Below are 23,858 nucleotides of genomic sequence, written 5' to 3'. Positions count from 1 at the left end.
TCAGGACGATCTTGGCGGCATGCGGCGATGGCATCACCCATGCTAACAAGAGCGTACGAATTAATGACTCAGGACACTAGCCGCCGCCGAGCTTCTTGTAGACCGCGCCCACGATCGGGGTGACGATCGCGCGGGGAGCGTACCCGCTGGCCATCGACATGGCCTTCGACGTGATTCCGGGCACGACGCGCATCTTGTTGCGCGCCAACGCATCCAGCGAAAGCTTGGCGGTGTGCTGGGTGGAGATCCACAGAAAGTCCGGGATCAGCTTGTCGACCAACGAGGCTTCGGCGGCGTCGGGCATCTCGGCACGCACCGGCCCCGGCGCCAGCAGTGTCACGTGCACCCCGGATTTGAGCAGTTCGCCGCGCAGTGACTCGCTGAAGGTGTTGGCGAAGGCCTTGGTAGCGGCGTAGGTGGCGTTGTTGGGGATCGGGGAGTTGCCGGCCGCCGAACCCGAGATGAGGATCCCGCCGGCGCGGCGTGCCAGCATGCCCGGCAACACCGCCAACACCAGATCGTGCACCGCGATCGCATTCAGTTGCACTTGGGCCTTCTCCGCGGCCGGGTCCAGCTTGGCGATCGGCCCGAACGTGGCGGTGCCGGCGTTGGCGCACAACACCGAGATCTCCCGCTCGGCCAGTTCGGCGCAGAGCTGGTCGCGGGCCGGCGGATCGGCCAGGTCCACCGCTCGCACCTCCACGGTGACTCGGTAGGTGTCGCGCAGCCGCGCCGCCACGTCGTTGAGCACATCTTCTCGGCGCGCGGTGATGATCAGTGAGTGACCGCGGGCGGCCAGCTCGGTGGCCAGCGCTTCGCCGATCCCCTGGGAGGCTCCGGTGACGACGGCGCGGGCATCCGGGCTGGGAGCAGGCACTGGCATGGGGCAATCGTAGAGTGCCAGGCATGGGTAACCCGGGGGTGGTCAGATCCGGGCGATCCCGGATTGTGGCCTGGGCGTTGTGGGATACCGGTGCCGCTGCCGTCAGCGCGATCGCGGTGACGTTCGTGTTCTCGGTCTATCTGACCAGCAGCGTCGGCCGGGACCTGCCCGGTTCGGTGTCGCCGGCCAGCTGGCTGGGCCGCACCCTGGCCATCTCTGGTTTGACGGTGGCCGTCGTGGCGCCGGTGGTCGGGGTGTGGGTCGCCGCACCGCACCGTCGCCGGGTGACGCTGACGGTTCTGACCGGCACCGCGGTGGTGCTGATCGCGTCGATGAGCATGATTCGCGATTCACCGGCCTACCTGGCTCCGGGGCTGCTGCTGCTGGCGCTGACCGCGGCCTGCGGTGACCTGGCCAGCGTTCCCTACAACGCGATGCTGCGGCAGCTGTCGACGCCGCAGAACTCCGGCCGCATCTCCGGATTCGGCTGGGCGGCAGGTTATGCCGGCAGCGTGGTGTTGCTGTTGGTGGTCTACGTGGGCTTCATCTCCGGCAGCGGCCCGGAACGCGGCTTGCTGGGCGTGCCCGTCGAGGACGGACAGAACGTGCGGGCGGCGATGTGGCTCACCGCGGCATGGCTGGCGGTCTTCGCGTTGCCGCTGCTGTTCACCGCGCATCGGTTCGCCGGTGCCGAAGGTCCGCGGCCGCCCCGGCTCGGTTTGTTCGGTGGCTACCGCCAGTTGTGGCGCGACATCACCGGCGAATGGCGCCGCGACCGCAACCTGGTTTTCTACCTGGTGGCCAGCGCGATCTTCCGTGATGGGCTGGCCGGGGTGTTCGCCTTCGGTGCGGTGCTCGGCGTCAACGTCTACGGGATTTCGGCCGGTGATGTGCTGATCTTCGGGGTAGCCGCCAGCGTGGTGGCCGCGGTCGGCGCGGTCGCCGGCGGCCTGCTCGACGACCGGATCGGCTCCAAGACGGTGATCGTCGGGTCGCTGGCGGCCATGGTCGCCGCCGGGACCACGCTGATGACACTGTCGGGTCCGGGGGCGTTCTGGGCCTGCGGCCTGCTGCTCTGCCTGTTCATCGGCCCCACCCAGTCCTCGGCGCGCACGTTGTTGCTGCGGATGGCGCAGGAAGGCCGCGAGGGATTCGAAGGGGTGGCGTTCGGGCTCTACACCATGACCGGTCGCGCCGTATCGTTCATGGCGCCGTGGCTGTTCTCGGTCTTCGTCGACGTCTTCCACAGCGACCGGGCCGGCATGGGCGGGCTGTGCACCGTGCTGGTGCTCGGATTGCTGGCGATGCTGGGGGTGCGCGCGCCGCGGCGAGCGGCCTAACGGCTCAACCGGCCGCGGCGCAGACGGTGAGGATCGAGCCGGTGCGCTGGCGCACCTGGGCGCCGTCCACCGACAGCGAGCAGGTGATCTGCTCGCCGAAGTTCACCACCGTCACCGCCGCCGCTTTTGTAGCCGGCGGCGTCAGGGTGACCTGCTTGCTCCACGGCAACGCCACGTTGAACTCGGTCTTCAGCACACCGTCGTCGTCGATGTAGGCGATACTGAGCGCCCGGCCGGTCCCAGTGACGCTGTAGACGATCGTCTCGGGAACCCCGGCGGTAGTCGACGTGGTCGGTGGCGGCGTGCTCGGCGTGGTGCTGGGCGCCGAGGACCGCGGTGGCGGCGTGGTGGTCGGGGTGCGCTTGGGAATCGGTGTGCTCGGCGCCGTCGGCAACGGCGAAACCGGTGTGACCGTAGCCGAATTGCGGCCCGAGCCGTTGGCGATCACCAGGGCGATCACCATGCCGACCACCAGCAGCACCGCCGCACCGGCGACCAGCCACAGCCAGTTCGGGAACCGTGGCGGTTCGGGCGGGCCGCCCTCGCCGCCCGGCGGGACGCCGCCTCCCGGTCCGCCGCCCGGCTGCGCCGGTTCCCAGTGCTGCCGCGGCAGTTGGGCGGTCGGGTCGGTGGCCTGCGGCGGATAGCCGGCCGGGTATGACGGAAGTTGGCCCGCGTAGGCCGGATCGACGTGTGGCGGAAAGCCGAAGGGCGACTGCTCGGTCGCCCCGCTGCGCTGCCAGGGTCGATCGGAATCCTCCGGCCGATAGGGATCGGTCATACCCACCTCATGGATTGCAGGGTACCTGCGCAGGGCTGCCCACGACCGTATCGTCGGTCAGCCCATTGAAATCCCGGCGGCACCCAGCGCACTGATGGTCATCGCCCGTAACACCGCTCGGGAGCGCTCCGGCGCGGCCGACTTGGCACCGGCCGGCTTGACGCTGTAAGGGGTCGAGTTCAACAGACCGAACACCGCGTGGGCCATCAACCGGGCGTCTGCTTCGGCGAGCCCGGCGTGCCGGGCGCACAGCACATCCACCCAGACCTCGACGTACTGCCGCTGGGCGCTGCGTACCTGACGCTGCGCGCCGGCCGGCAGATGAGCCAGGTCGCGGTCCTGGATCCGGATCAGATCCGGCTCCCCGAGCGCGAAGTCGAGATGGAACTCGATCAGGCCGTCCAGCACCGCGTCCGGGCTGCGCCCGCCGGATTCCACGGCGCGCGCTCCGGCGAGCAACCGGGTGCTGATGCCGACGAGCAGTTCGACCAACAGTGCTTCCTTGTTGGCGAAGTGCCGATAGATCGCCGGGCCGCTGACGCCGGCGGCCGCGCCGATGTCCTCCAGGCGTACGGCGAGGAAGCCGCGCTGGGCGAAGAGCCGTTCGGCGGCCGTCAGCAATTGGGAACGCCGATCGGATTTCAGCCGACTGCGCCGGTTGGCCGGCTCGTCGTTTCCCGCCGGGCCCGCCGAAGCGGATGCTGCCATCTCGCCTCCGCTCGTCATGGACAGCTGAGTTAATGGTCACTAACGTAGCACCCATCCCTTGGGGTCGAACCCGGCTCCGGGCGGCAGCGGTGGAGGCCTGATGGCAACGGCGGGATGGCCCGCAACTCGCGGTGATTTGTCCTACGCTCGCGGCGAGGCCCGACCGGCCTTGTTGGAGACGACCATCGGAGCCTGTCTCGCCGCAACGGTGAGCGCGCACCCGGATCGCGATGCGCTGATTGACCTTCCGGCCCGACGGCGATGGAACTACGCGGAGCTGTGGCGCGATGTGCGCCGGCTCGCCACCGGTCTGCTGCAGGCGGGTATCAGCGCCGGGGACCGGGTCGGCATCTGGGCGCCCAACTGCGCCGAGTGGGTGCTGACCCAGTACGCCACCGCCGAGATCGGCGCGGTTCTGGTCACCATCAACCCCGCCTACCGCTCCCACGAATTGGCCTATGCGCTCAACCAGTCCGGGCTGGCGATGGTGATCTCGGCATCGCGTTTCAAGACCTCCGACTACGTCGCGCTACTGCGCGAGGTGGCGCCAGCGTGTCCGGGCCTGCGCGAGGCGGTGTTCATCGACAGCGCGCGTTGGCGTGAGCTGGCCGGCACACCCGTCGACACGGTGGCACTGGCGCACGCGGCCAGACCGCTGCGCGCCACAGATCCGATCAATATCCAATACACTTCGGGCACAACCGGTTACCCGAAGGGCGTGACGCTCAGTCACCGCAACATCCTCAACAACGGCTACCTGGTCGGTGACTTGCTGGGCTACACGCATCGGGACCGGATCTGCCTGCCGGTTCCCCTCTACCATTGCTTCGGCCTTGTGATGGGGAACCTGGCGGCCACCAGCCACGGCGCGGCCATCATCTTGCCGGGTCCCGGCTTCGATCCGGCGGCCACGCTGCGTGCCGTGCAGGAGGAGGCCTGCACCAGCCTCTACGGGGTGCCCACCATGTTCATCGCCGAACTCGGGCTGCCCGACTTCGCCGACTACGACCTGACCAGCCTGCGCACCGGGATCATGGCGGGGTCGCCGTGCCCGGCGCAGGTGATGCGGCGGGTGATCGACGACATGCACATGACCGAGATCGCGATCTGCTACGGCATGACCGAGACGTCGCCGGTGTCGACCCAAACCCGCAGCGGGGACTCGCTGACCCAGCGGGTGGAGACCGTCGGGCGCGTGGGACCTCATCTGGAGATCAAGATGATCGACCCGGCCACCGGCCACCCGGTGCCGCGAGGTCAGGTCGGCGAACTGTGCACCCGCGGCTATTCGGTGATGACCGGTTACTGGAACGACCCGGCCAAGTCCGAGGCGGCCATCGATGCCGAAGGCTGGATGCACAGCGGCGATCTGGCCGTCATGGACGACGACGGATACGTGCGGATCACCGGGCGGATCAAGGACATGGTGATCCGCGGCGGGGAGAACATCTACCCGCGCGAGATCGAGGAGTTCCTGCACACCCACCCCGACATCCTCGACGCCCAGGTCATCGGTGTGCCCGACGAAATCTACGGTGAGGAACTGATGGCGGTGGTCATGCTGCGCGACGGGGCGGGGCCGCTGACCGTTGAGCGGCTGCGCGAGTTCTGCGCCGGCCGACTGGCGCACTTCAAGGTGCCGCGGTACCTGCGCGTGGTCGCGGAGTTCCCGATGACGGCCACCGGCAAGGTCCGTAAGGACGAGGTGCGTCGACAGGTGATCGAGCAGCTGGGTGGCGGCTGACAGGACAGCGCGAGAATGGTATTCTCTGCTGTCAGTTAATCAACATTAACTGAAAATGAGGAGGCGCGGGTGGCGATGGACAAGGTCGTGGCGACGGCGGCGGCAGCCGTGGCCGACGTGACCGACGGCGCGTCACTGGCGGTGGGCGGGTTCGGCCTCTGCGGCATTCCGGAGGCGTTGATCAACGCCGTCCTGCAACTCGGTGTCACGGATCTGGAAACCGTCTCGAACAACTGCGGCGTCGACGGCATCGGGCTGGGAGTGCTGTTGGAGCACAAGCGGATCCGACGCACCGTGAGCTCCTATGTGGGCGAGAACAAGGAATTCGCCCGGCAGTTCCTGTCCGGAGAGCTCGAGGTGGAGCTGACACCGCAGGGCACGCTGGCCGAGCGGCTGCGCGCCGGCGGTGCCGGGATCCCGGCGTTCTACACACCGACCGGGGTGGGCACCCAGGTCGCCGACGGCGGCCTGCCGTGGCGCTACGACGGAGCCGGCGGGGTGGCGGTGGCCTCACCGCGCAAGGAGACCCGGGACTTCGACGGGCGCACCTACGTGCTGGAGCGGGCGATCCGCACCGATTTCGCGTTGGTGCACGCCTGGAAGGGCGATCGGCACGGCAACCTCGTCTACCGGGAGGCCGCGGCCAACTTCAACCCGGACTGCGCCGCAGCGGGCCGGATCACCATCGCCCAGGTCGAGCACCTGGTCGAGCCCGGCGAGATCTGTCCCGCCGAGGTGCACACCCCAGGTATTCACGTGCATCGGGTGGTGCACGTACCGAATCCGGAGAAACGAATCGAACGGGAGACGGTGCGCTGATGGCTGCGCCAGCGACGATGCAGTGGGGGTACCCCCAGCCGCGCAGCGGCGAGGGGGACGAAGCGATGAAGAGGAGTGGCGCTTAATGGCACTCACGCGTGACGAACTGGCCGCACGGGTCGCCGCGGAGTTGGAAGACGGGCAATACGTCAACCTCGGTATCGGGTTGCCGACCTTGATTCCCAACCACATCCCCGACGGTGTCAGCGTCGTGCTGCATTCGGAGAACGGGATCCTCGGCGTGGGGCCGTACCCGCGCCGCGAGGACCTCGACGCCGATTTGATCAACGCCGGCAAAGAAACCGTGACGGTGCTGCCCGGGGCGTCATTCTTCTCCTCGTCCACGTCGTTCGGGGTGATCCGCGGCGGCCACCTCGACGTGGCGGTGCTCGGCGCCATGCAGGTATCAGCGGTCGGCGACCTGGCCAACTGGATGATCCCCGGCAAGATGATCAAGGGCATGGGCGGGGCGATGGACCTGGTGCACGGGGCGCGCCGGGTCATCGTGATGATGGAACATGCCGCCAAGGACGGCAGCGCGAAGATCGTCGAGCAGTGCACGTTGCCGCTCACCGGCGCCCGCTGCGTCGACCGCATCATCACCGACTTGGCCGTCATCGACGTCACCGAAGCGGGCCTGGAGTTGGTGGAGACCGCGCCCGGTGTATCGGTCGATGAGGTGGTTGCGAAAACCGGTGCCCCGTTGAATCTTTCGAAGGTGTCATGACGGCCCCAGCATTCGCCGACGAGCACCGGCGGCTGGTCGCCGAGCTCAACACCAAGCTGGCGACCGCGGCGCTCGGTGGCAGCGAGCAGTCCCGGCAGCGGCACGTGTCGCGGGGCAAGCTGTTGCCGCGCGACCGGGTCGACCGGTTGCTGGATCCGGGCAGCCCGTTTCTGGAGTTGGCGCCGCTGGCCGCCGACGGCATGTACGACGACGAATGCCCCGGCGCCGGGATCATCACCGGGATCGGGCGGGTGTCCGGGCGGGAATGCGTGATCGTCGCCAACGACGCCACCGTCAAGGGCGGCACCTACTACCCGGTCACCGTCAAAAAGCACCTGCGGGCCCAGGAAGTCGCGCTGGGCAACCGGCTGCCCTGCATTTACCTGGTGGACTCCGGCGGCGCGTTTCTGCCCCGTCAGGACGAGGTGTTCCCCGACCGCGAGCACTTCGGCCGGATCTTCTACAACCAGGCGACCATGAGCGCGGCGGGCATCCCGCAGATCGCCGCGGTGCTCGGCTCCTGCACCGCCGGCGGCGCCTACGTTCCCGCGATGAGCGACGAGGCCGTCATCGTCCGCGAACAGGGCACCATCTTCCTGGGCGGCCCGCCGCTGGTGAAGGCCGCCACCGGAGAGGTGGTGACCGCCGAAGAACTCGGTGGGGGAGACCTGCACTCCAAGGTCTCCGGGGTCACCGACTATTTGGCCGACGACGATGAACACGCGCTGCGCATCGTCCGCCAGATCGCGCAGACCTTCGGGCCGAGACCCGAAAGCCCATGGGAGATCAAGCGTTCCGTGGATCCGCACCATGACCCCGCGGAGCTCTACGACGTGGTCCCACCGGATCCGCGGGTTCCCTACGACGTGCGGCAGGTCATCACCCGCATTGTCGACGGCAGCGAGTTCAGCGAGTTCAAGGCCGAATACGGCAAGACCCTGGTGACCGCGTTCGCTCGCATCCACGGCCATCCGGTGGGCATCATCGCCAACAACGGGGTGCTGTTCGGTGAGTCGGCGCTCAAGGGCGCGCATTTCATCGAACTGTGCGACAAGCGCTCCATCCCCTTGGTGTTCTTGCAGAACATCGCCGGTTTCATGGTCGGCCGCGACTACGAGGCCGGCGGCATCGCCAAACACGGCGCCAAAATGGTCACCGCGGTGGCCTGCGCGCGGGTGCCCAAGCTGACGGTGGTGATCGGCGGGTCCTACGGGGCGGGCAACTACTCCATGTGCGGCCGGGCGTATTCGCCGCGGTTCCTGTGGATGTGGCCCAACGCCCGGATCTCGGTGATGGGTGGCGAGCAGGCCGCGTCGGTGCTGGCCACGGTGCGCGGTGACCAACTCGACGCGGCCGGCAAGCCGTGGTCCGCCGAGGATGAGGAGGCGTTCAAGGCCCCGATCCGGGACCAATACGAGGCCCAGGGCAACCCCTACTACTCGACCGCACGGCTGTGGGACGATGGGATCATCGACCCGGCCGACACCAGAACAGTGCTGGGGCTGGCGCTTTCGGCCTGTGCGAACGCGCCGCTGGACCCGGTCTCCTACGGCGTTTTCCGGATGTGAGTGCCCATGTTTGAAACCGTCCTGGTAGCCAACCGCGGTGAGATCGCGGTGCGGGTGATCCGCACCCTGCGCCGGATGGGCATCCGGTCGGTGGCGGTCTACAGCGACGCCGACGCCGGAGCGCGGCATGTGCGTGAAGCCGACACCGCGGTGCGGCTCGGCCCCGCGCCGGTGGCCGACAGCTACCTGTCGATCCCCGTGGTGCTCGAGGCCGCTGCCGCCACCGGCGCGAGCGCGATTCATCCCGGCTACGGGTTCCTTTCCGAGAACGCCGGCTTCGCCGCCGCCTGCGAGGCGGCCGGGGTGGTGTTCATCGGACCGCCGGCGCGCGCCATCGAGGTGATGGGCGACAAGATCTCGGCGAAGAACACCGTCACGGCGTTCGACGTCCCGGTCGTTCCGGGTATCGCTAAACCCGGTCTGTCCGATGACGAACTGGTGGCCGCCGCGGGCGAGATCGGGTACCCGGTGCTGATCAAACCGTCGGCGGGCGGTGGCGGCAAAGGCATGCACCTGGTCGACGACCCCGCGCAGCTGCGGGCTTCGCTGGCCACCGCACGGCGTGAGGCGGCGTCCGCGTTCGGCGACGACACACTGTTCCTGGAGCGATTCGTGTTGCGGCCCCGCCACATCGAGGTTCAGGTGCTCGCCGACACCCAGGGCAACGTGGTGCACCTCGGCGAGCGGGAGTGCAGCCTGCAGCGACGTCATCAGAAGGTGATCGAGGAGGCGCCGTCGCCGCTGCTGGACGCCGCGACCCGGGACCGGATCGGGACGGCGGCGTGCAACACCGCCCGCAGCGTCGACTACGTCGGCGCCGGCACCGTGGAGTTCATCGTCTCCGCGGACCGCCCGGATGAGTTCTTCTTCATGGAGATGAACACCCGGCTGCAGGTCGAGCACCCGGTCACCGAAGCGGTCACCGGCCTCGACCTCGTCGAGTGGCAGCTGCGGGTAGCCGCCGGCGAGAAACTGCCGTTCGCGCAGCATGAGATCACGTTGGACGGGCACGCGATCGAGGCCCGGGTGTACGCCGAAGATCCGGCCCGCGGTTTCCTGCCCACCGGCGGACAGGTGCTGGCGGTGCACGAGCCGGCCGGGCCCGGGGTGCGGGTGGACTCGTCGTTGCAGGACGGCACCGTGGTCGGCAGCGACTACGACCCGATGCTGTCCAAGGTGATCGCGCACGGGGCCGACCGGGCGCAGGCCCTGGCGCGGCTCGATGCGGCGCTGGCCGGCACCGCCGTGTTCGGCGTACAGACCAACGTCGAGTTTCTGCGGTTCCTGCTCGCCGACGACCGGGTGGTCACCGGGGATCTCGACACCGAACTGCTCGATACCAGGTCGGCCGACTTCGCGCCGGCGCCCGCGCCTGACGACGTGCTGGCCGCCGGCGGCCTCTACCGCCAATGGGCGCTGTCCGGGCGGAAATCACCGTGGGCCAACCCCAGCGGATGGCGGATCGGCGCGTCGGCACCGGTGCGCACCGAGATGCGCACGCCGCTTCGGTCGGAGACGGTGTCGGTGTGGGGGCTTCCGGCGACCGCGCGGGTGCAGGTCGGTGACGGCGAGATCCACAGCGGCAGCGCCGAAGTCGAGGGCGACCGGCTGACGGTGACACTGGCGGGCCGACGACGCTGCTACAGGTTCGCCGAGCACGACGGGCAGCTGTGGATCTCCGATGAGCGCGGCATCTGGCACCTGCGTGAAGCCGAGGAAAGCACCGTGGTGCGGTCTGCCGTCGGTCCGCGCAGCGCCGAGATCGTCAGCCCGATGCCCGGCAGCGTGATCGCGGTGAACGTCGCGTCCGAAACGCCGGTCGACGAGGGCGATCCGGTCGTGGTGGTCGAGGCGATGAAGATGGAGCACACCTTGACCGCGCCGATCAGCGGCCGGGTGGAGGTATTGGTATCGGTGGGCGATCAGGTGACGGTGGACCAGGTATTGGCCCGGCTGGTGCCCGAATCAAGTGAGGACGATCAGCGATGACGACGATCATGGCAGGCGAGCTGCCCAAGGAGTACCAGGATCTGCAGCACACGGTCGCCGAGTTCGCGCGCACCGTCGTCGCTCCGGTCTCCGCCAAACACGACGAAGAGCACAGCTTCCCCTACGAAGTGATCGCCAAGATGGGCGAGATGGGGCTGTTCGGCCTGCCGTTCCCCGAAGAGTACGGCGGTATGGGCGGCGACTTTTTCGCGCTGACGCTCGCCCTGGAGGAACTCGGCAAGGTCGACCAGTCCGTTGCGATGACCCTGGAGGCGGGGGTGGGCCTCGGAGCGATGCCGATCTACCGGTTCGGCACCGAGGAACAGAAGCAGACCTGGCTGCCCGACCTGGTTGCCGGTCGTGCGCTTGCCGGCTTCGGCCTCACCGAGCCGGGTGCCGGTTCGGATGCCGGCGGCACCCGCACCACCGCGCGACTGGACGGCGACGAGTGGGTCATCAACGGCGCCAAGCAGTTCATCACCAACTCCGGCACCGACATCACCTCGCTGGTGACCGTCACCGCCGTCACCGGAACCGCACCCGACGGCCGCAAGGAGATCTCCACGATCATCGTCCCGTCCGGCACGCCGGGTTTCACCGTCGAACCGGCCTACAACAAGGTGGGCTGGAACGCCTCGGACACCCATCCGCTCACCTTCGCTGACGCCCGTGTCCCGCAAGCCAATCTGCTCGGCGAACAGGGCAGGGGCTACGCGAACTTCCTGTCGATCCTCGATGAGGGCCGCATCGCGATCGCCGCGGTGGCCACCGGGGTCGCACAGGGTTGCGTCGACGAGAGCGTCAAGTACGCCGGTGAGCGCGAGGCATTCGGCCAGCCGATCGGCTCCTACCAGGCGATCAGCTTCAAGATCGCGCGGATGGAGGCCCGCGCCCACGTAGCACGCACCGCCTACTACGACGCCGCGGCGAAGATGCTGGCGGGCAAGCCGTTCAAGAAGGAGGCGGCGATCGCCAAGATGATCTCCTCGGAGGCGGCGATGGACAACGCCCGCGACGCCACCCAGATTCACGGCGGGTACGGCTTCATCAACGAATACCCGGTAGCCCGCCATTACCGGGACAGCAAGATCCTGGAGATCGGCGAGGGGACCACCGAAGTCCAGCTGATGCTGATCGCACGATCGCTGGGGCTGTGATGAGCACCGGCAGCGGCCGCGAGCGGGCATCTCGCGACACAGCAGCGGCGTGTTGCGTCGCAGAATTCCGAGTCGGCGAAGGAGAAGGGAAGCAGCGTGGGTAAGACGGTCGAGCAGCGCGGACTGTGGTTCGAGGAGTACGAGATCGGCACCACGTATGCCCACCGCCCCGGGCGCACCGTCACCGAGGCCGACAACGTGCTGTTCACCACGCTGACCATGAACACCCAGTCGCTGCACCTGGATGCGGCCTGGGCTGCCGAGCAGCCCGGCTTCCGCGGTGAGCGGCTGGTGAACTCCATGTTCACCCTGTCCACGCTCGTCGGGCTGTCGGTCGCTCAGTTGACGCTCGGCACCATCGTGGCCAACCTCGGATTCTCGGAGGTGTCGTTTCCCAAGCCGGTCTTCCACGGCGACACCCTCTACGCCGAGACGGTCTGCACCGACAAGCGCGAGTCCAAGAGCCGTCCCGGGGAGGGCATCGTGACGCTCGAGCATGTCGGGCGCAACCAGCACGGCGACGTGGTGGCCCGCGCGGTGCGGACTACGTTGGTGCGCAAGCGGCCGGCAGGAGAGTCGGCATGAACCTGCTCTCCACCGGGCCGGCCTGGCTGTTCTGCCCGGCCGATCGCCCGGAGCGCTACGCAAAGGCCGCCGCGGTGGCCGACGTGGTCATCCTGGATCTGGAGGACGGGGTGGCCGCCGCCGACCGGCCCGCTGCCCGGGAAGCGTTGCGGGACAACCCGCTCGACCCGGAGCGGACCGTGGTGCGGATCAACCCGGCCGGTACCGAGGATCAGTCGCGCGATCTGGCGGCGCTGGCCGACACCGCCTACACGACGGTGATGCTGGCCAAGACCGAGTCAGCCGCCCAGGTCGATGCGCTGGCGCCGCGGCAGGTCGTCGCGCTGGCCGAAACCCCGCGCGGCGTCGTGTTCGCGACCGAGATCGCCGCTACGCGGGCCTGTGCGGCGATGATGTGGGGCGCCGAGGACCTGGTCGCCGCCATGGGAGGGGGCTCCAGCCGTCACGCGGACGGCCGCTATCGGGACTTCGCCCGGCACGCGCGTTCGACGGTGCTGCTGGCGGCGTCGGTGTTTGAGCGTGCCGCGCTCGACGCCGTCTACCTCAATATCGGTGACCTCGACGGGTTGCGGGCCGAGGCGCTCGACGGCGCCGCGGTCGGGTTCGCCGCCACGGTGTGCATCCATCCCACCCAGGTACCGGTGGTGCGCGACGCCTACCGACCGGCGGAGGACAAGATCGACTGGGCGCGAAGGGTGCTCGCCGCGGCACAGCACGAGCGGGGCGTGTTCGCCTTCGAGGGACAAATGGTGGACTCGCCGGTGCTGCGGCACGCTGAGGCTATCCTGCGGCGAGCGGAGTAACGCCTACCGACAGGAGCGACGGCGCGTGCGCATCACCCGGATCGTCGAAAGATCGGTGCCATTGAGCGGCGAGATCGCCAACGCACTGGTGGACTTCTCCCGGCATACCGTGTCACTGGTCGCCATCGTCACCGACCGGATACGGAACGGGAAACCGGTGACCGGCATCGCGTTCAACTCAATCGGCCGATTCGCCCAGGGAGGCATCCTGGCCAATCGGATGATCCCGCGGGTGCTGCGCGCCGACCCGGAGTCGCTACTCGACGATGACGGCCACATCGACCCCGCCCGGGTGCTGTACCAGGCGCTCGTCGACGAGAAGCCCGGCGGCCACGGCGACCGCGCCGGCGCGGCGGCGGCCCTGGAACTGGCGTGCTGGGATCTCAAAGCGAAACTCGCCGACGAACCCGCCTACCGCACCATCGCGCGACACTTCGGCCGGAACTTGGGCTGGAATGAAGCCGTGGCAGCGGTTCCGGTGTATGCCGCGGGCGGGTACTACTATCAGGCAGACGGCTTGGACCGGCTCCGGACCGAGATGCGCGGCTATCTCGACCTGGGCTATGACGCGGTCAAGATAAAGATCGGCGGCGCGCCGATGCGCGAGGACCTGGACCGCATCGAGGCGGTCATCGACGTGGTGGGCAGCGGCGCACGGGTGGCCGTCGACGCCAACGGTCGATTCGACGCCACAGCCGCTGGGCAGTGGGCGCAGGCGCTGAGCCCCTACGGCCTGCGCTGGTACGAGGAGCCCGGCGATCCGCTGGACTTCGTGCTGAACGCCCAACTGATCGCCGGTTACCCGGGAGCGGTCGCCACCGGCGAGAACCTGTTCTCCGCGCGTGACGTGACCAACCTGGTGCGCTACGGCGGCATGCGCCCGGGCCGCGACGTCTTCCAGATGGACGCGGGACTCAGCTACGGGTTGACCGAATACGCCCGCATGATCGAGGTACTCGAGTCGCACGGCTTCGACCGCGGTTGTGCCTTCCCGCACGGCGGCCACCTGATCAACCTGCACATCGCGGTGGGGTTGGGCTTGGGAGGCTGCGAGTCCTATCCCGGGGTGTTCGCACCCTTCGGCGGCTACTCGCCCGGATGCCGGCTGGCCGGTGGCACCATCGCGCCCACCGACGCCCCGGGATTCGGGCTCGAGGAAAAGCCCGACCTGCTCGCCGCGATCGCCCTCATGGGAGGCATGAGCAGATGAAGATCGCGGTCATCGGATGCGGCGCCATGGGATCGATCTACGCCGGGCGACTGGCCGCCGCCGGCAACGACGTACTGGCCCTGGACCGCTCACCCGCGCACGTCGAAGCGATCAACCGGGACGGCCTGCGCATCAGCGGGCCGCAATCCGATCAGGTGGTGGCGATGCGGGCGGCCGCCGTGGCGCCGGCAGAGCCGATGGGCCTGGTGGTGCTCGCGGTCAAAGCCGCCGACGTCGCCGCCGGGGCCACCCAGGCACTGCCGCTGCTCGGCGAGGACACACCGGTGCTGACCATCCAGAACGGACTGGGATCGGCCGACACCGTCGCCGACATCGTGGGAGCCGAGCGGGTGGCGGTGGGCATCGCCAGTGGTTTCGGCGCGTCACGTCCCGCGCCCGGACACGCGCACCACAACGCGATGCGGGCGGTCCGGTTCGGAGCTTATGCGGCGCTGCCGTTTTCGGCGGTCGAGGAGATCGCGCGAGTGTGGACCGACGCCGGATTCGACGCGGCTGCAGTCGCCGACATCGCCGCGATGCAGTGGGAGAAGTTGATCTGCAATGTCGCCTACAGCGCGCCGTGCGCACTGACGGGCATGACGGTGGGGCAGGTCATGGACGACGCAGATATGGGACCGGTCAGCCGCGCCGCCGCCACCGAGGCCTGGGCGGTGGCCCGCGCCGCCGGGATCGACATCGCCGTGGCGGACCCGGTTGCGCACGTCCGGGCCTTCGGGGCGCAGCTGCCCGACGCCAAACCGTCGGCGCTGCTGGACCACCTGGCCCGCCGGGTCAGCGAGATCGACGTGATCAACGGCGCGGTGGTGCGCCAGGCAGCGCAGGTCGAGCAGCAGGCTCCGGTCAACATGACGCTGACGGCGCTGGTCAAAGCCGTTGAACGGCAGTGGATGACGCCCGAGGACTGAACACCGCGCCGCGAGGCGTTCAGTTCGGCGCGAGCGCTCCCGGGCGGAGCTAGCCTCGAATCCATGACCGATGACAAGGCGCGGGTGGACCTGCGCGGAGCGCCGCAGACCATGCTCGCGACGTTGTACGCCAAGGCGCTGGACGCGGATCTGCCCGAGCCGATTCTGGGTGATCGCTACGCCAAGGACGCGGTCGAACGCATCGACTACGACTGGAGCAAGACCACCATCACCGCCGCCCGGTCACCGTCGGTGACCACCCGTTCGGCGCACTTCGATACCTGGGCCGGCCAATTCCTGGCGATCAACCCCGACGCGGTGGTGCTGCATGTGGGCTGTGGGCTCGACGCGCGATACTTCCGGCTGCAACCCGGCGACGGAGTCGACTGGTATGACATCGACTATAGGTGCGTCGCCGACCTGCGCCGTCGGCTACTCCCCGCGCGCGAACACAACCACGTGGTCGCGGCATCGGTCACCGACCCGGCGTGGCTGGCCGAAATCCCCACCGACCGACCGACATTGATGCTCGGTGAGGGGCTGGCCATGTACCTCACCGAACAAGCCGGCGTCGCATTGCTGCGCCGGGTCGTCGAGCACTGCGCGCGCGGGGAATTACAGTTCGACGCCTTCAGCCGGTTGGGTATCAAGACCCAGTGGGCCAATGCCGTGGTCCGCCGCTCCGGGGCAAAGCTGCAGTGGGGGATCGACGAGCCCCGCGAGATCCTCGCCGCCGTTCCGGGCACGCGGTTGGTGGAGTGCCTGCGCTGGTTCGAGTCAGACACCTACCAGATGCTTCCCCGCCGTTACCGGGCGCTGGGCAAGGCGATGTCGCTGGTTCCGGCGATGGCGAACCTGGCGCGGTACCACCGCTACGCCTTCTGACCGGCACGCCATTGACGAATTACGTTACGTAATGTAAATATTTGGTTCGTGGGCAACGACGATCGGGTGACGGCACCGCAATCCGCCCCCACCGCCCGCGGTCGGCCGCGCAATCCGCGCACCGAGCAGGCCATCGCCGAGGCAGCCCGCCGGCTGCTCGCCCGTGACGGTTACGACCAGGTCTCCATCGAGGCGATCGCACGAGAGGCGGACGTCAGCCGCCCCACCGTCTACCGGCGCTGGCCGTCGAAGACCCACCTGGTGTTCGACGCGGTCTTCGGCTCGACCGTCGGGGACCTGCTGACCAGCTCGGGCGACTTCGAGGCGGACCTGCGCCGGTTCGTGGCCGGAGTCTTCGCGTTCTGGCGCTCACCGGAGGTGGCCGCCGCGGCGCTGGGCATCCTGGCCGACCGCCACCGCGACCCGGAGCTGTTCATCCGCACCCAGCAGCTGCTCGACGAGCAGACCCGCACCGCGTTCGGGGAACTGATCAGCACCGGCATCGACCAAGGCGTGCTCGGCGCCGACGTCGACGTCGAGATCGCCTACGACCTGCTGGTGGGCACCAGCTTCTACATCGCCCAGGTGCTGGCCGCCGACACCGTCGACGCTGTCGACCGACTCTGCTCCCTGGTGCTGCAAGGAATGAGAAAGAAGGAGAACCGTGATGGGTGACGAGTCGTCGGAGCTGTCTCAGGCATTCGGGGACCTGCTCGAGGAGGTTCGCGCCGTCGAGCAGCGGCTGTTGGGCGCCGATCCGCCACTGGAGGAGGCCGACATCCTCGACGGCTACCGGTGGGCGCTGAGCCTGCTGCGGGTCGCCGCCGACGCCTACATCTGGGGGGACGCCGACAAGCCGATCCTGGTCGACGTGATCGGCCCGTACCTGAAGTGGGGCGGCGACAACTCCGACGCCTTCTACCAGCTGGCACCGATCGACCCCGGCCGCAGCTACCGGGTCACCGGCAACCGCGGCGACGCGGTCTACCTGTCCATGACCGTCTACGGCGGCCCCGACGACGGCCGCTACAGCGACCGCATCATCGACACGATCAACGACCGTGACCTGGGCTGCGACACCGACCGCGACTTCGAGTTCGTCATCAGCGCCACTGAGCAACAGGGCAATTGGCTCAAGCTCGAACCTGACGCGGTCTTCATCCTGACCCGCGACTACTGCACCGAGCCGGGCACGGACCGGCGAGCCCAATGGATGATCGAGGCGCTCGAGGACACGCCGCGTCGCCCCGATAGCCGCGCCGACCTGAGCCGGCGGATGCGCGCGGCACGGACCTGGATCCGTGAGCAGGCTGCGATGGCGCCGGTACGGTTGCCGGCCAACGCACTGCAGGACCCGTACCCCGTGCCGAGTCGCACGGTGGGCTGGGCCGCCGGTGACGCCGCGTACGCCATGGGAGCCTACGAACTGCAACCCGGCCAGGCGCTGGTCATTGAAGGTACCTCGCCGGAGTGTGTGTTCTGGAACCTGTGCCTGTGGAATCCGTTCCTGCACACCTACGACTACACCCGCGAACGCGTCACGATCAACGGTGCGCACGTCACCTACGCACCCGACGGGTCCTGGCAGATCGTGATCAGCGAAACCGACCCCGGGCATCCGAATTGGGTGTCCACCGCCGGCCGGTCCAAAGGCCTGATCTGGCTGCGCTGGTTCCTGCCCGAGGCCACCCCCGATTCGCTGAACTGCCGGGTCGTCGACGTCGCAGAGCTGGTCTGGTGAGCGCCGCCACCCGTCCGGGTGCCATCCGGCTCGAGGACCTGGCCAACCCGGTCTTTCCCGAGGCCGCGCGCCCGATGCGCGAAGGACTGGCCGGCTACGGCGCCGCGCTGCAGCTGACACCCGAGGCGCTGTTGCGGGCTGCGACCGAACGAACGGGACTGGACAATTGGGGCGACAACGCATTCCGGGAACGTCTCGACGTACTGTGCGGATCGCTGGTCGACGAAGCCGAGCTGTCCGGCGTGGGGCGAGCGATGGCGTTCGAGCAGCTGGCCGGTCACCTGGTCAACCGGCTACGGCTGGAAGACCTGATCGCGACGAACCCCGAGATCGAAGACGTCGCGATCGAACGCCCGATCATCATCTGCGGGCTGCCCCGTACCGGGACCACCCATCTGCACAACCTGATCGCCGCCGACCCCGCGCTGCGGTACCTGCCCTACTGGGAAAGCCTGGAGCCGATAGCCACACCCGGCGAGCCCGATCCGCAGGCCCGGCGTGACCGCTGCGCGGTCGGGCTGGACCTGATCAACACCTCGATGCCCGAGTTCAAGCGCATGCACGACATGACCGTCGACCACGCGCACGAGGAGATCCAGCTGCTGGGCAACGACATCTCCGGAATGCTCTTCGAATGCAGCTACTTTCTGCCGACCTTCGCGCAGCAGTACAAGGCCCACGACCAAACCGCGTCATACGCCTACCTGAAACGCAGCCTGCAGGCCCTGCAATGGCTGCGCGGCGGCACCCGCTGGGTGCTCAAATCGCCGCAGCATCTGGAACAGTTCCCGGCGCTGTACGCCACATTCCCCGACGCCACCTTCGTTGTCACTCACCGGGATCCGGTCGAGGTAACACAGTCGATGACGACGATGATCAGCTATGCGGCGCGAATGGGATGCGACCGTCCGGACCCGGTCAAGATCTCGGCGTACTGGTTCGATCGAGCCGACGACCTACTCAGCGGGTGTCTGGCCGATCGCGACGTGCTGCCGGCGGCGCAGTCCATCGATGTGCGCTTCGATGACTTCATGGCCGACGAGGACGGCACCGTCGCCGCCATCTACGAGCTCGCGGGCCAGCCGCTTGATACCCGGGCCAAAGAAGCGATGACCCAGTTCCGCGCCGACCACCCCCGCGGCCGCTACGGCACGGTGGACTACCAGCCGGCCGACGTGGGGCTGAACACCGACGAGATCGCCGCACGCCTGCGTGACTACCGGAACCGGTTCGTCGCCGGCTGATCGGAGGGCGAACCGACCGTATCGATGGCTACCGATGTCTAACGGCACTTTCTCCTGGTAGCGCCATCACCGTAGCCTGGCGATCATGATTCAGTTGGGGTCGCCGCCGTCCACGGCACCACCCGCGAAGCGCCGCCGGGGCGGGCCGCGCGGGCCGGTGTTCCTGGGCGCCAACATCGTGGTGCTGGTCTGGCTGGCCGTCTCGGTGGCGTTGCTGATCGGACACAACGCCATCGCGCACCCGATCTGGCTGCCGGTGCATGCGCTGCTGCTCGGCGCGGCCACCAACGCGATCGTGATCTGGTCGGGACACTTCACCACGACGCTGTGCAGGGTCCCCGACCCGCCGCACTGGCACCTGGTGGCCAAACTCGCCGTGCTCAACACGGGCGTGATCGCCGCCCTGGCGGGTGTCACCTGGAACACCGAGGCGCTGACCGGTATCGGCGGTGCGGTCGTGGCCGTGGTCGGCGTCGCTCACGGCGCGGAGTTGATCGCGATGAAGAAGTCGGCGCTCTCGGCGCGCTTCGACTATCTCGTCGGCTTCTATCTGGCTGCCCTCGTCGCCCTGCTGATCGGATCGGCGGCCGGCGCCACCATGGCCTTCGGCGTTGCGCGGTGGTATGCGCGATTGTGGACGACCCACGTGCACGTGATGCTCTACGGCTGGATCGGACTGACCGTGGTGGGCACGCTGTTCACCCTGTGGCCCACCACGATCCGGGAGAAGATCACCCCGCGCAGCTTCGCGATGGCCCGTCGTGCGCTGCCGACCCTGACCGTTGGTTTGGCGATCGCCACCGCGGGCCTGCTCGCCGACAGCTGGTGGCTGGCGGCGGCAGGTCTGGCGGGTTATGCGATCGGCGTCGGTCTGGCGATCGTCGGCCTGTGGCCGGGACGAAGCTTCACCGGCCCGGCGGCCTGGATGCTGGTCGGTGCGACCGGCTGGCTCGGGGTGGCCGTCGTGACGGAGGTGGTCGCGCTGATCGCGGGCCGCTCCGTCGATGTGCTGCCCGCATTCGTCGAGCACACCCTGCTGCCGCTGCTGGCGGTGGGTTTCGTCGCTCAGATCCTGCTCGGTGCGCTCAGTCAGCTGCTGCCGATCCTGGTGGCCCACGGCCCGCCGATTCGTAAGGCCGTCATCGCCTACCTGGATCAGGGCTGGCAGGTGCGGGTGGCTGCGATCAACGTCGCCGTGCCGCTGGTGGCCGGGCCGTGGCGGGGGCCGTTGCCCATCGTCGGCTGGGTGTTGGCCGCCGTCGCGGTGGCCAGTTTCGTGCTGCTGGCGCTGCGGCTGGCGCTGCCGGTGGCGCTGCGCGGACCGATCGACGTCGAGGCGATCAAACCGCACTCCGCTGCGGTGACCGGGGCGGTCGCGGTGGCCGCGGTGGCCGCGGTCGCGTCGGCGCTGATACTGGGGGCGCCGGCGTCCTCGGAAGTGGCCGACGTCGCCGGCGAGGCACACACGGTCGAGGTGACGCTGAACAACATGCGGTTCTCCCCGGACGTGCTCGAGGTGGCGGCCGGAACCCGGCTGGTGCTGCGGGTCACCAACATCGACGGCCTGCCGCACGACCTGCACGTCGACACCGGCGAGCACACGCCGCGGCTGAGCCGCGGCCAGACCGCGGTGCTCGATCTCGGGGTGATCCGGCAGGACCGCGACGTCTGGTGCGACGTACCGGGCCACCGGGCCGCCGGGATGACGATGACGATCCATGCCGTCGGCGGCGTGCCGCGCCACGAGCACACCGGCGGTGACCACGGTGGGGGAGTTCCCGTGCCGGCCACGCTGAACCTGGCCGCGGACCCGTCGCCGGGATGGCGGCCGTACGATGCGGTGCTGGCGCCGGCAACACCCGGCGTGCACCGGGTGGAACTGCGGGCCGTGGACCGGGAGCTTGAGGTGGCACCCGGCCGCCGCGAGATCCGCTGGACCTTCGGCGGTAGCGAGCCGGCCCCCACATTGCACGGCCGGGTCGGGGACACCTTCGAGATCACCCTGATCAACGACTCCACCATGGGACACGGCATCGACTTTCACGCCGGGGCGCTTGCACCGGACCAGCCGATGCGCACGCTGGAGCCGGGGGAGCGGCTGGTCTACCGGTTCACCGCCCGACGGGCCGGCGCCTGGCTGTATCACTGCAGCACGCCGCCGATGACGCTGCACATCGCCAACGGCATGTATGGCGCGGTGATCATCGACCCGCCCGGACTGCCGGCCGTGGACCGGGAATACGCCCTGGTCGGCGCGCAACTCTATGCCGGAGCGCCCGATGCCGACGCCAAGACGACCGCGATCCGCGCCGGACAGCCCGACGGCTGGATGTTCAACGGCACCGCGGCACAGTACATGCACGCCCCGCTGCCGGCGCGCGCCGGCGAACGGGTGCGGGTCTGGGTGGTCAACGCCGGGCCCGGCGACACGATCGCCTTCCACATCGTCGGCACACAGTTCGACACCGTCTACAAAGAGGGCGCCTGGCTGTTGCGGCCGCCGCACCAGCCCGGGGGCCCGGGCGGCTCCCAGGTGTTGGATCTGGCGCCGGCCCAGGGCGGTTTCGTCGAGCTGACCTTCCCCGAGCCGGGCCACTACCCGTTCATGGACCACGACATGCGGCACGCCGAAAACGGCGCCCACGGCATCTTCGAGGTCGCCGGCTAATTGCCGGCGGGAGCGGTTCGCCGGTACGGCGTCAGGTAGGACGGCAGCGGGATGGCCGGGTCGAGGTCGCCGGCTGGTTCGGGAGATCCGGCGGCCACCGTCAACGGCACCACCCCGGCCCAGTAGGGCAGGGCGAGGTCTTCGGGATCGTCGACCGGGCCGCCGGTGCGCACCTTGGCGGAGACTTCCACCAAGTCGAGTGCCAGCACGGCGGTCATGGCCAGCTCACGTTCGTTGGGGGGCCTGCTGTCGGCGGCGCGGCCGGAGACCACATGGTCGACAAGCGCCGCCAGTGCCTCGCGCTTTTCGCCGGGATCAACGACCACCCGCGCCGCGCCGCGGATGATCACCGAGCGATACGCCAGCGAGTGGTGCAGCGCCGAGCGGGCCAGCACCAGGCCGTCGATCAGGCTGACGGTGACGCAGACCGGCAGGCCCGCGGGGGCTTTCGCGGCTGCCAGCATCGGGCCGCTTCCGGTGGAGCCATGCAGGTAGAGCACCTCGCGGTGGCGCGCGTGAGTGGTGGGCAGCACCACCGGGGACCCCTCGTCGAGATAACCGAGGTGACAGATCAGTGCCTCGTCGAGGATGCGATGGACGGTCTCGTGGTCATAGCGTGCCCGCTCCCGGTACCTGGTGGGCGTGGTGCGGTCTGTGCGCGCATAAGTCCGGGCCATCACCGTTGCCTTTCATATTGAACTAGTACATAATTAGATATGTGACGGTACAATATTCTATTACCGGTGCCGGCGCTGAGTCGATAGCCGCCAGCATCGAAGACGGCATCTCCGATGGCCAGCTGGCGCCGGGGTCTGCGCTCCCGCCCATCCGCGACCTGGCCGGCCGGCTCGCGGTCAACCCGAACACCGTTGCTGCCGCCTACCGGTTGCTGCGCGACCGCGGGGCGGTCGAAACAGCCGGTCGGCGGGGAACCCGGGTACGGGATCGGCCGGCGACCACACCGCGTTCGCTGCGCGGCCTCACGGTCCCGGCCGGTGTCCGTGATCTGTCTACCGGGAACCCGAACCCCGCGTTGCTGCCGATCGCCGGCGCCCGGCTGTCGCCGCCGGCCACCCCGGTGCTGTACGGGCAGCCACCCGTCTCGCCGGAGTTGGCCGACCACGCCCGGGCCGCCCTGGAAGCCGACGGGGTGGCGGCCGAGCACCTGGCGGTGGCATCGGGCGCACTGGATGCGATCGAGCGGGTACTGGCGGCTCACCTGCGTCCCGGCGACCGGGTGGCCGTCGAAGACCCCGGGTGGGCCAATCTGCTCGACCTGCTCGGAGCGCTGGGGCTGGCTGTGGAGCCGGTGGGTGGCGACGACGACGGGCCATTGGTCACAGACCTGGCTCGGGCGTTGCGCCGCGGAGTACGAGCGGTGGTGGTGACCAGCCGCGCCCAGAACCCGACCGGCGGCGCGATGTCGGCGGAGCGTGCCGCTGCGTTGCGTGCCGTGCTGGCCGAAACCGCCACCGACGTGCTGCTGATCGAAGACGACCACTGCGCCGGGGTGGCGGGGATGGCGTTGCACCCGCTGGCCGGGGTGGTGCGGGACTGGGCGTTCGTGCGGTCCGTGGCCAAGGCCTACGGCCCGGACCTGCGGTTGGCGCTGGTGGCCGGGGACCGTCGCACGATCGAACGAGTGCAGGGGCGCCAGCGGCTGGGGCCGGGCTGGGTCAGCCGGCTGTTGCAGGACGTTGTTGTCGGTATGTGGCGGGATAGGGCCGCGACACGGCTGGTGGCCGACGCCGAAGCCGTCTACACCGACCGGCGCACCCGGCTGTGCGCGGCGCTGGCGGAGCGCGGCCTGGCCTGCCACGGTCGCTCGGGGCTCAACGTCTGGATTCCGGTACCCGACGAGTCGGCGGCAATCACGCGGTTGTTCGCCGCGGGCTGGGCCGCCGCCCCGGGCAGCCGGTACCGGATCGGTAGCCCGCCAGGAATCCGCATCACCATCTCGGATCTGGCCGCCGCCGAGATCGGACCGCTGGCCGATGCGGTAGCGGATTCGCTGAGCGGCACCGGAACCGTGAGCGTGTGACGGACCGGCCCGCGGACACGTCGACGTCACCGGTCACGC

Annotated in this window: 21 protein-coding genes; 17 read left to right on the top strand and 4 right to left on the bottom strand. The window is 69.0% G+C overall.

Annotated elements, in window-relative coordinates; genetic code table 11:
* Positions 1-76: 76 nt before the first annotated feature.
* Complete coding sequence (gene cmrA / locus BST10_RS03525) at positions 77-883, bottom strand: mycolate reductase (RefSeq protein WP_041317551.1); 807 nt, start codon at positions 881-883, stop codon at positions 77-79.
* A 23-nt stretch (positions 884-906) separates the two neighbouring features.
* Here cmrA and BST10_RS03520 point away from each other — a divergent pair, with 23 nt between their 5' ends.
* A complete protein-coding gene (locus tag BST10_RS03520) occupies positions 907-2,223 on the top strand; it encodes an MFS transporter (protein ID WP_083036379.1) in 1,317 nt (438 codons plus the stop codon).
* 4 nt (positions 2,224-2,227) lie between these two features.
* On the opposite strand, the gene BST10_RS03515 is transcribed toward BST10_RS03520, so the two are convergent.
* Positions 2,228-3,004, bottom strand: a complete 777-nt coding sequence (locus BST10_RS03515; protein ID WP_013828334.1) for an MmpS family transport accessory protein — start codon at positions 3,002-3,004, stop codon at positions 2,228-2,230.
* 57 nt (positions 3,005-3,061) lie between these two features.
* Entirely contained in the window at positions 3,062-3,712 is a 651-nt protein-coding gene (locus BST10_RS03510) for an SACE_7040 family transcriptional regulator (RefSeq protein ID WP_083036378.1), read from the bottom strand.
* A gap of 100 nt (positions 3,713-3,812) precedes the next feature.
* Between BST10_RS03510 and BST10_RS03505 the strand changes: the two genes are divergently transcribed.
* The 15 genes from BST10_RS03505 (at position 3,813) to BST10_RS03435 (ending at position 21,778) form a co-directional block, all read left to right on the top strand.
* Positions 3,813-5,456 (top strand): AMP-binding protein, encoded by a 1,644-nt coding sequence (locus tag BST10_RS03505; protein ID WP_083036377.1) that lies wholly within the window; start codon positions 3,813-3,815, stop codon positions 5,454-5,456.
* A gap of 75 nt (positions 5,457-5,531) precedes the next feature.
* Positions 5,532-6,275, top strand: coding sequence for a CoA transferase subunit A (locus BST10_RS03500; protein ID WP_041317559.1), 744 nt, complete (start codon positions 5,532-5,534; stop codon positions 6,273-6,275).
* Between the two features lie 85 nt (positions 6,276-6,360).
* Positions 6,361-7,002 carry a 3-oxoacid CoA-transferase subunit B gene (locus BST10_RS03495; protein WP_013828338.1) on the top strand — a complete coding sequence of 214 codons (642 nt, stop codon included), beginning with the start codon at positions 6,361-6,363 and terminating at the stop codon, positions 7,000-7,002.
* Positions 6,999-8,570 carry a carboxyl transferase domain-containing protein gene (locus tag BST10_RS03490; protein WP_013828339.1) on the top strand — a complete coding sequence of 524 codons (1,572 nt, stop codon included), beginning with the start codon at positions 6,999-7,001 and terminating at the stop codon, positions 8,568-8,570. Before BST10_RS03495 ends, BST10_RS03490 begins: the two co-directional genes overlap by 4 nt.
* Before the next feature lie 6 nt (positions 8,571-8,576).
* The gene (locus tag BST10_RS03485) at positions 8,577-10,559 is read left to right on the top strand and encodes an acetyl/propionyl/methylcrotonyl-CoA carboxylase subunit alpha (RefSeq protein ID WP_083036376.1); all 1,983 of its coding nucleotides are present in this window, start codon (positions 8,577-8,579) and stop codon (positions 10,557-10,559) included.
* Positions 10,556-11,716 (top strand): acyl-CoA dehydrogenase family protein, encoded by a 1,161-nt coding sequence (locus BST10_RS03480; protein ID WP_013828341.1) that lies wholly within the window; start codon positions 10,556-10,558, stop codon positions 11,714-11,716. Before BST10_RS03485 ends, BST10_RS03480 begins: the two co-directional genes overlap by 4 nt.
* Before the next feature lie 96 nt (positions 11,717-11,812).
* Positions 11,813-12,301, top strand: coding sequence for a MaoC family dehydratase (locus BST10_RS03475; protein WP_013828342.1), 489 nt, complete (start codon positions 11,813-11,815; stop codon positions 12,299-12,301).
* Positions 12,298-13,104, top strand: a complete 807-nt coding sequence (locus BST10_RS03470; protein WP_083036375.1) for an HpcH/HpaI aldolase/citrate lyase family protein — start codon at positions 12,298-12,300, stop codon at positions 13,102-13,104. The genes BST10_RS03475 and BST10_RS03470 overlap by 4 nt, the downstream gene beginning before the upstream one ends.
* A gap of 25 nt (positions 13,105-13,129) precedes the next feature.
* On the top strand, positions 13,130-14,314 hold the full coding sequence (locus BST10_RS03465; RefSeq protein WP_083036374.1) for an enolase C-terminal domain-like protein: 1,185 nt from the start codon (positions 13,130-13,132) through the stop codon (positions 14,312-14,314).
* Positions 14,311-15,240 carry a ketopantoate reductase family protein gene (locus tag BST10_RS03460; protein ID WP_083036373.1) on the top strand — a complete coding sequence of 310 codons (930 nt, stop codon included), beginning with the start codon at positions 14,311-14,313 and terminating at the stop codon, positions 15,238-15,240. The genes BST10_RS03465 and BST10_RS03460 overlap by 4 nt, the downstream gene beginning before the upstream one ends.
* 63 nt (positions 15,241-15,303) lie before the next feature.
* Entirely contained in the window at positions 15,304-16,125 is an 822-nt protein-coding gene (locus BST10_RS03455) for a class I SAM-dependent methyltransferase (RefSeq protein ID WP_083036372.1), read from the top strand.
* A 48-nt stretch (positions 16,126-16,173) separates the two neighbouring features.
* Positions 16,174-16,800, top strand: a complete 627-nt coding sequence (locus tag BST10_RS03450; protein WP_083036371.1) for a TetR/AcrR family transcriptional regulator — start codon at positions 16,174-16,176, stop codon at positions 16,798-16,800.
* A complete protein-coding gene (locus BST10_RS03445; RefSeq protein ID WP_083036370.1) occupies positions 16,793-17,866 on the top strand; it encodes a DUF1214 domain-containing protein in 1,074 nt (357 codons plus the stop codon). Before BST10_RS03450 ends, BST10_RS03445 begins: the two co-directional genes overlap by 8 nt.
* Entirely contained in the window at positions 17,863-19,110 is a 1,248-nt protein-coding gene (locus BST10_RS03440; RefSeq protein ID WP_235673570.1) for a sulfotransferase family protein, read from the top strand. Before BST10_RS03445 ends, BST10_RS03440 begins: the two co-directional genes overlap by 4 nt.
* An 85-nt stretch (positions 19,111-19,195) precedes the next feature.
* Positions 19,196-21,778: a multicopper oxidase domain-containing protein gene (locus BST10_RS03435; RefSeq protein WP_165757171.1), complete on the top strand. Its 2,583-nt coding sequence runs from the start codon at positions 19,196-19,198 to the stop codon at positions 21,776-21,778.
* On the opposite strand, the gene BST10_RS03430 is transcribed toward BST10_RS03435, so the two are convergent.
* Positions 21,775-22,455 (bottom strand): pyridoxamine 5'-phosphate oxidase family protein, encoded by a 681-nt coding sequence (locus tag BST10_RS03430; RefSeq protein ID WP_041317566.1) that lies wholly within the window; start codon positions 22,453-22,455, stop codon positions 21,775-21,777. The genes BST10_RS03435 and BST10_RS03430 overlap by 4 nt on opposite strands.
* Before the next feature lie 41 nt (positions 22,456-22,496).
* Between BST10_RS03430 and BST10_RS03425 the strand changes: the two genes are divergently transcribed.
* Positions 22,497-23,819, top strand: a complete 1,323-nt coding sequence (locus tag BST10_RS03425; protein ID WP_083036369.1) for an aminotransferase class I/II-fold pyridoxal phosphate-dependent enzyme — start codon at positions 22,497-22,499, stop codon at positions 23,817-23,819.
* Positions 23,820-23,858 lie beyond the last annotated feature (39 nt).

Source organism: Mycolicibacter algericus DSM 45454, assembly GCF_002086455.1.
Lineage (GTDB): Bacteria > Actinomycetota > Actinomycetes > Mycobacteriales > Mycobacteriaceae > Mycobacterium > Mycobacterium algericum.
Note: the sequence above shows the minus strand (reverse complement) of the source record. Positions and strands in the feature narration are given on the sequence as shown.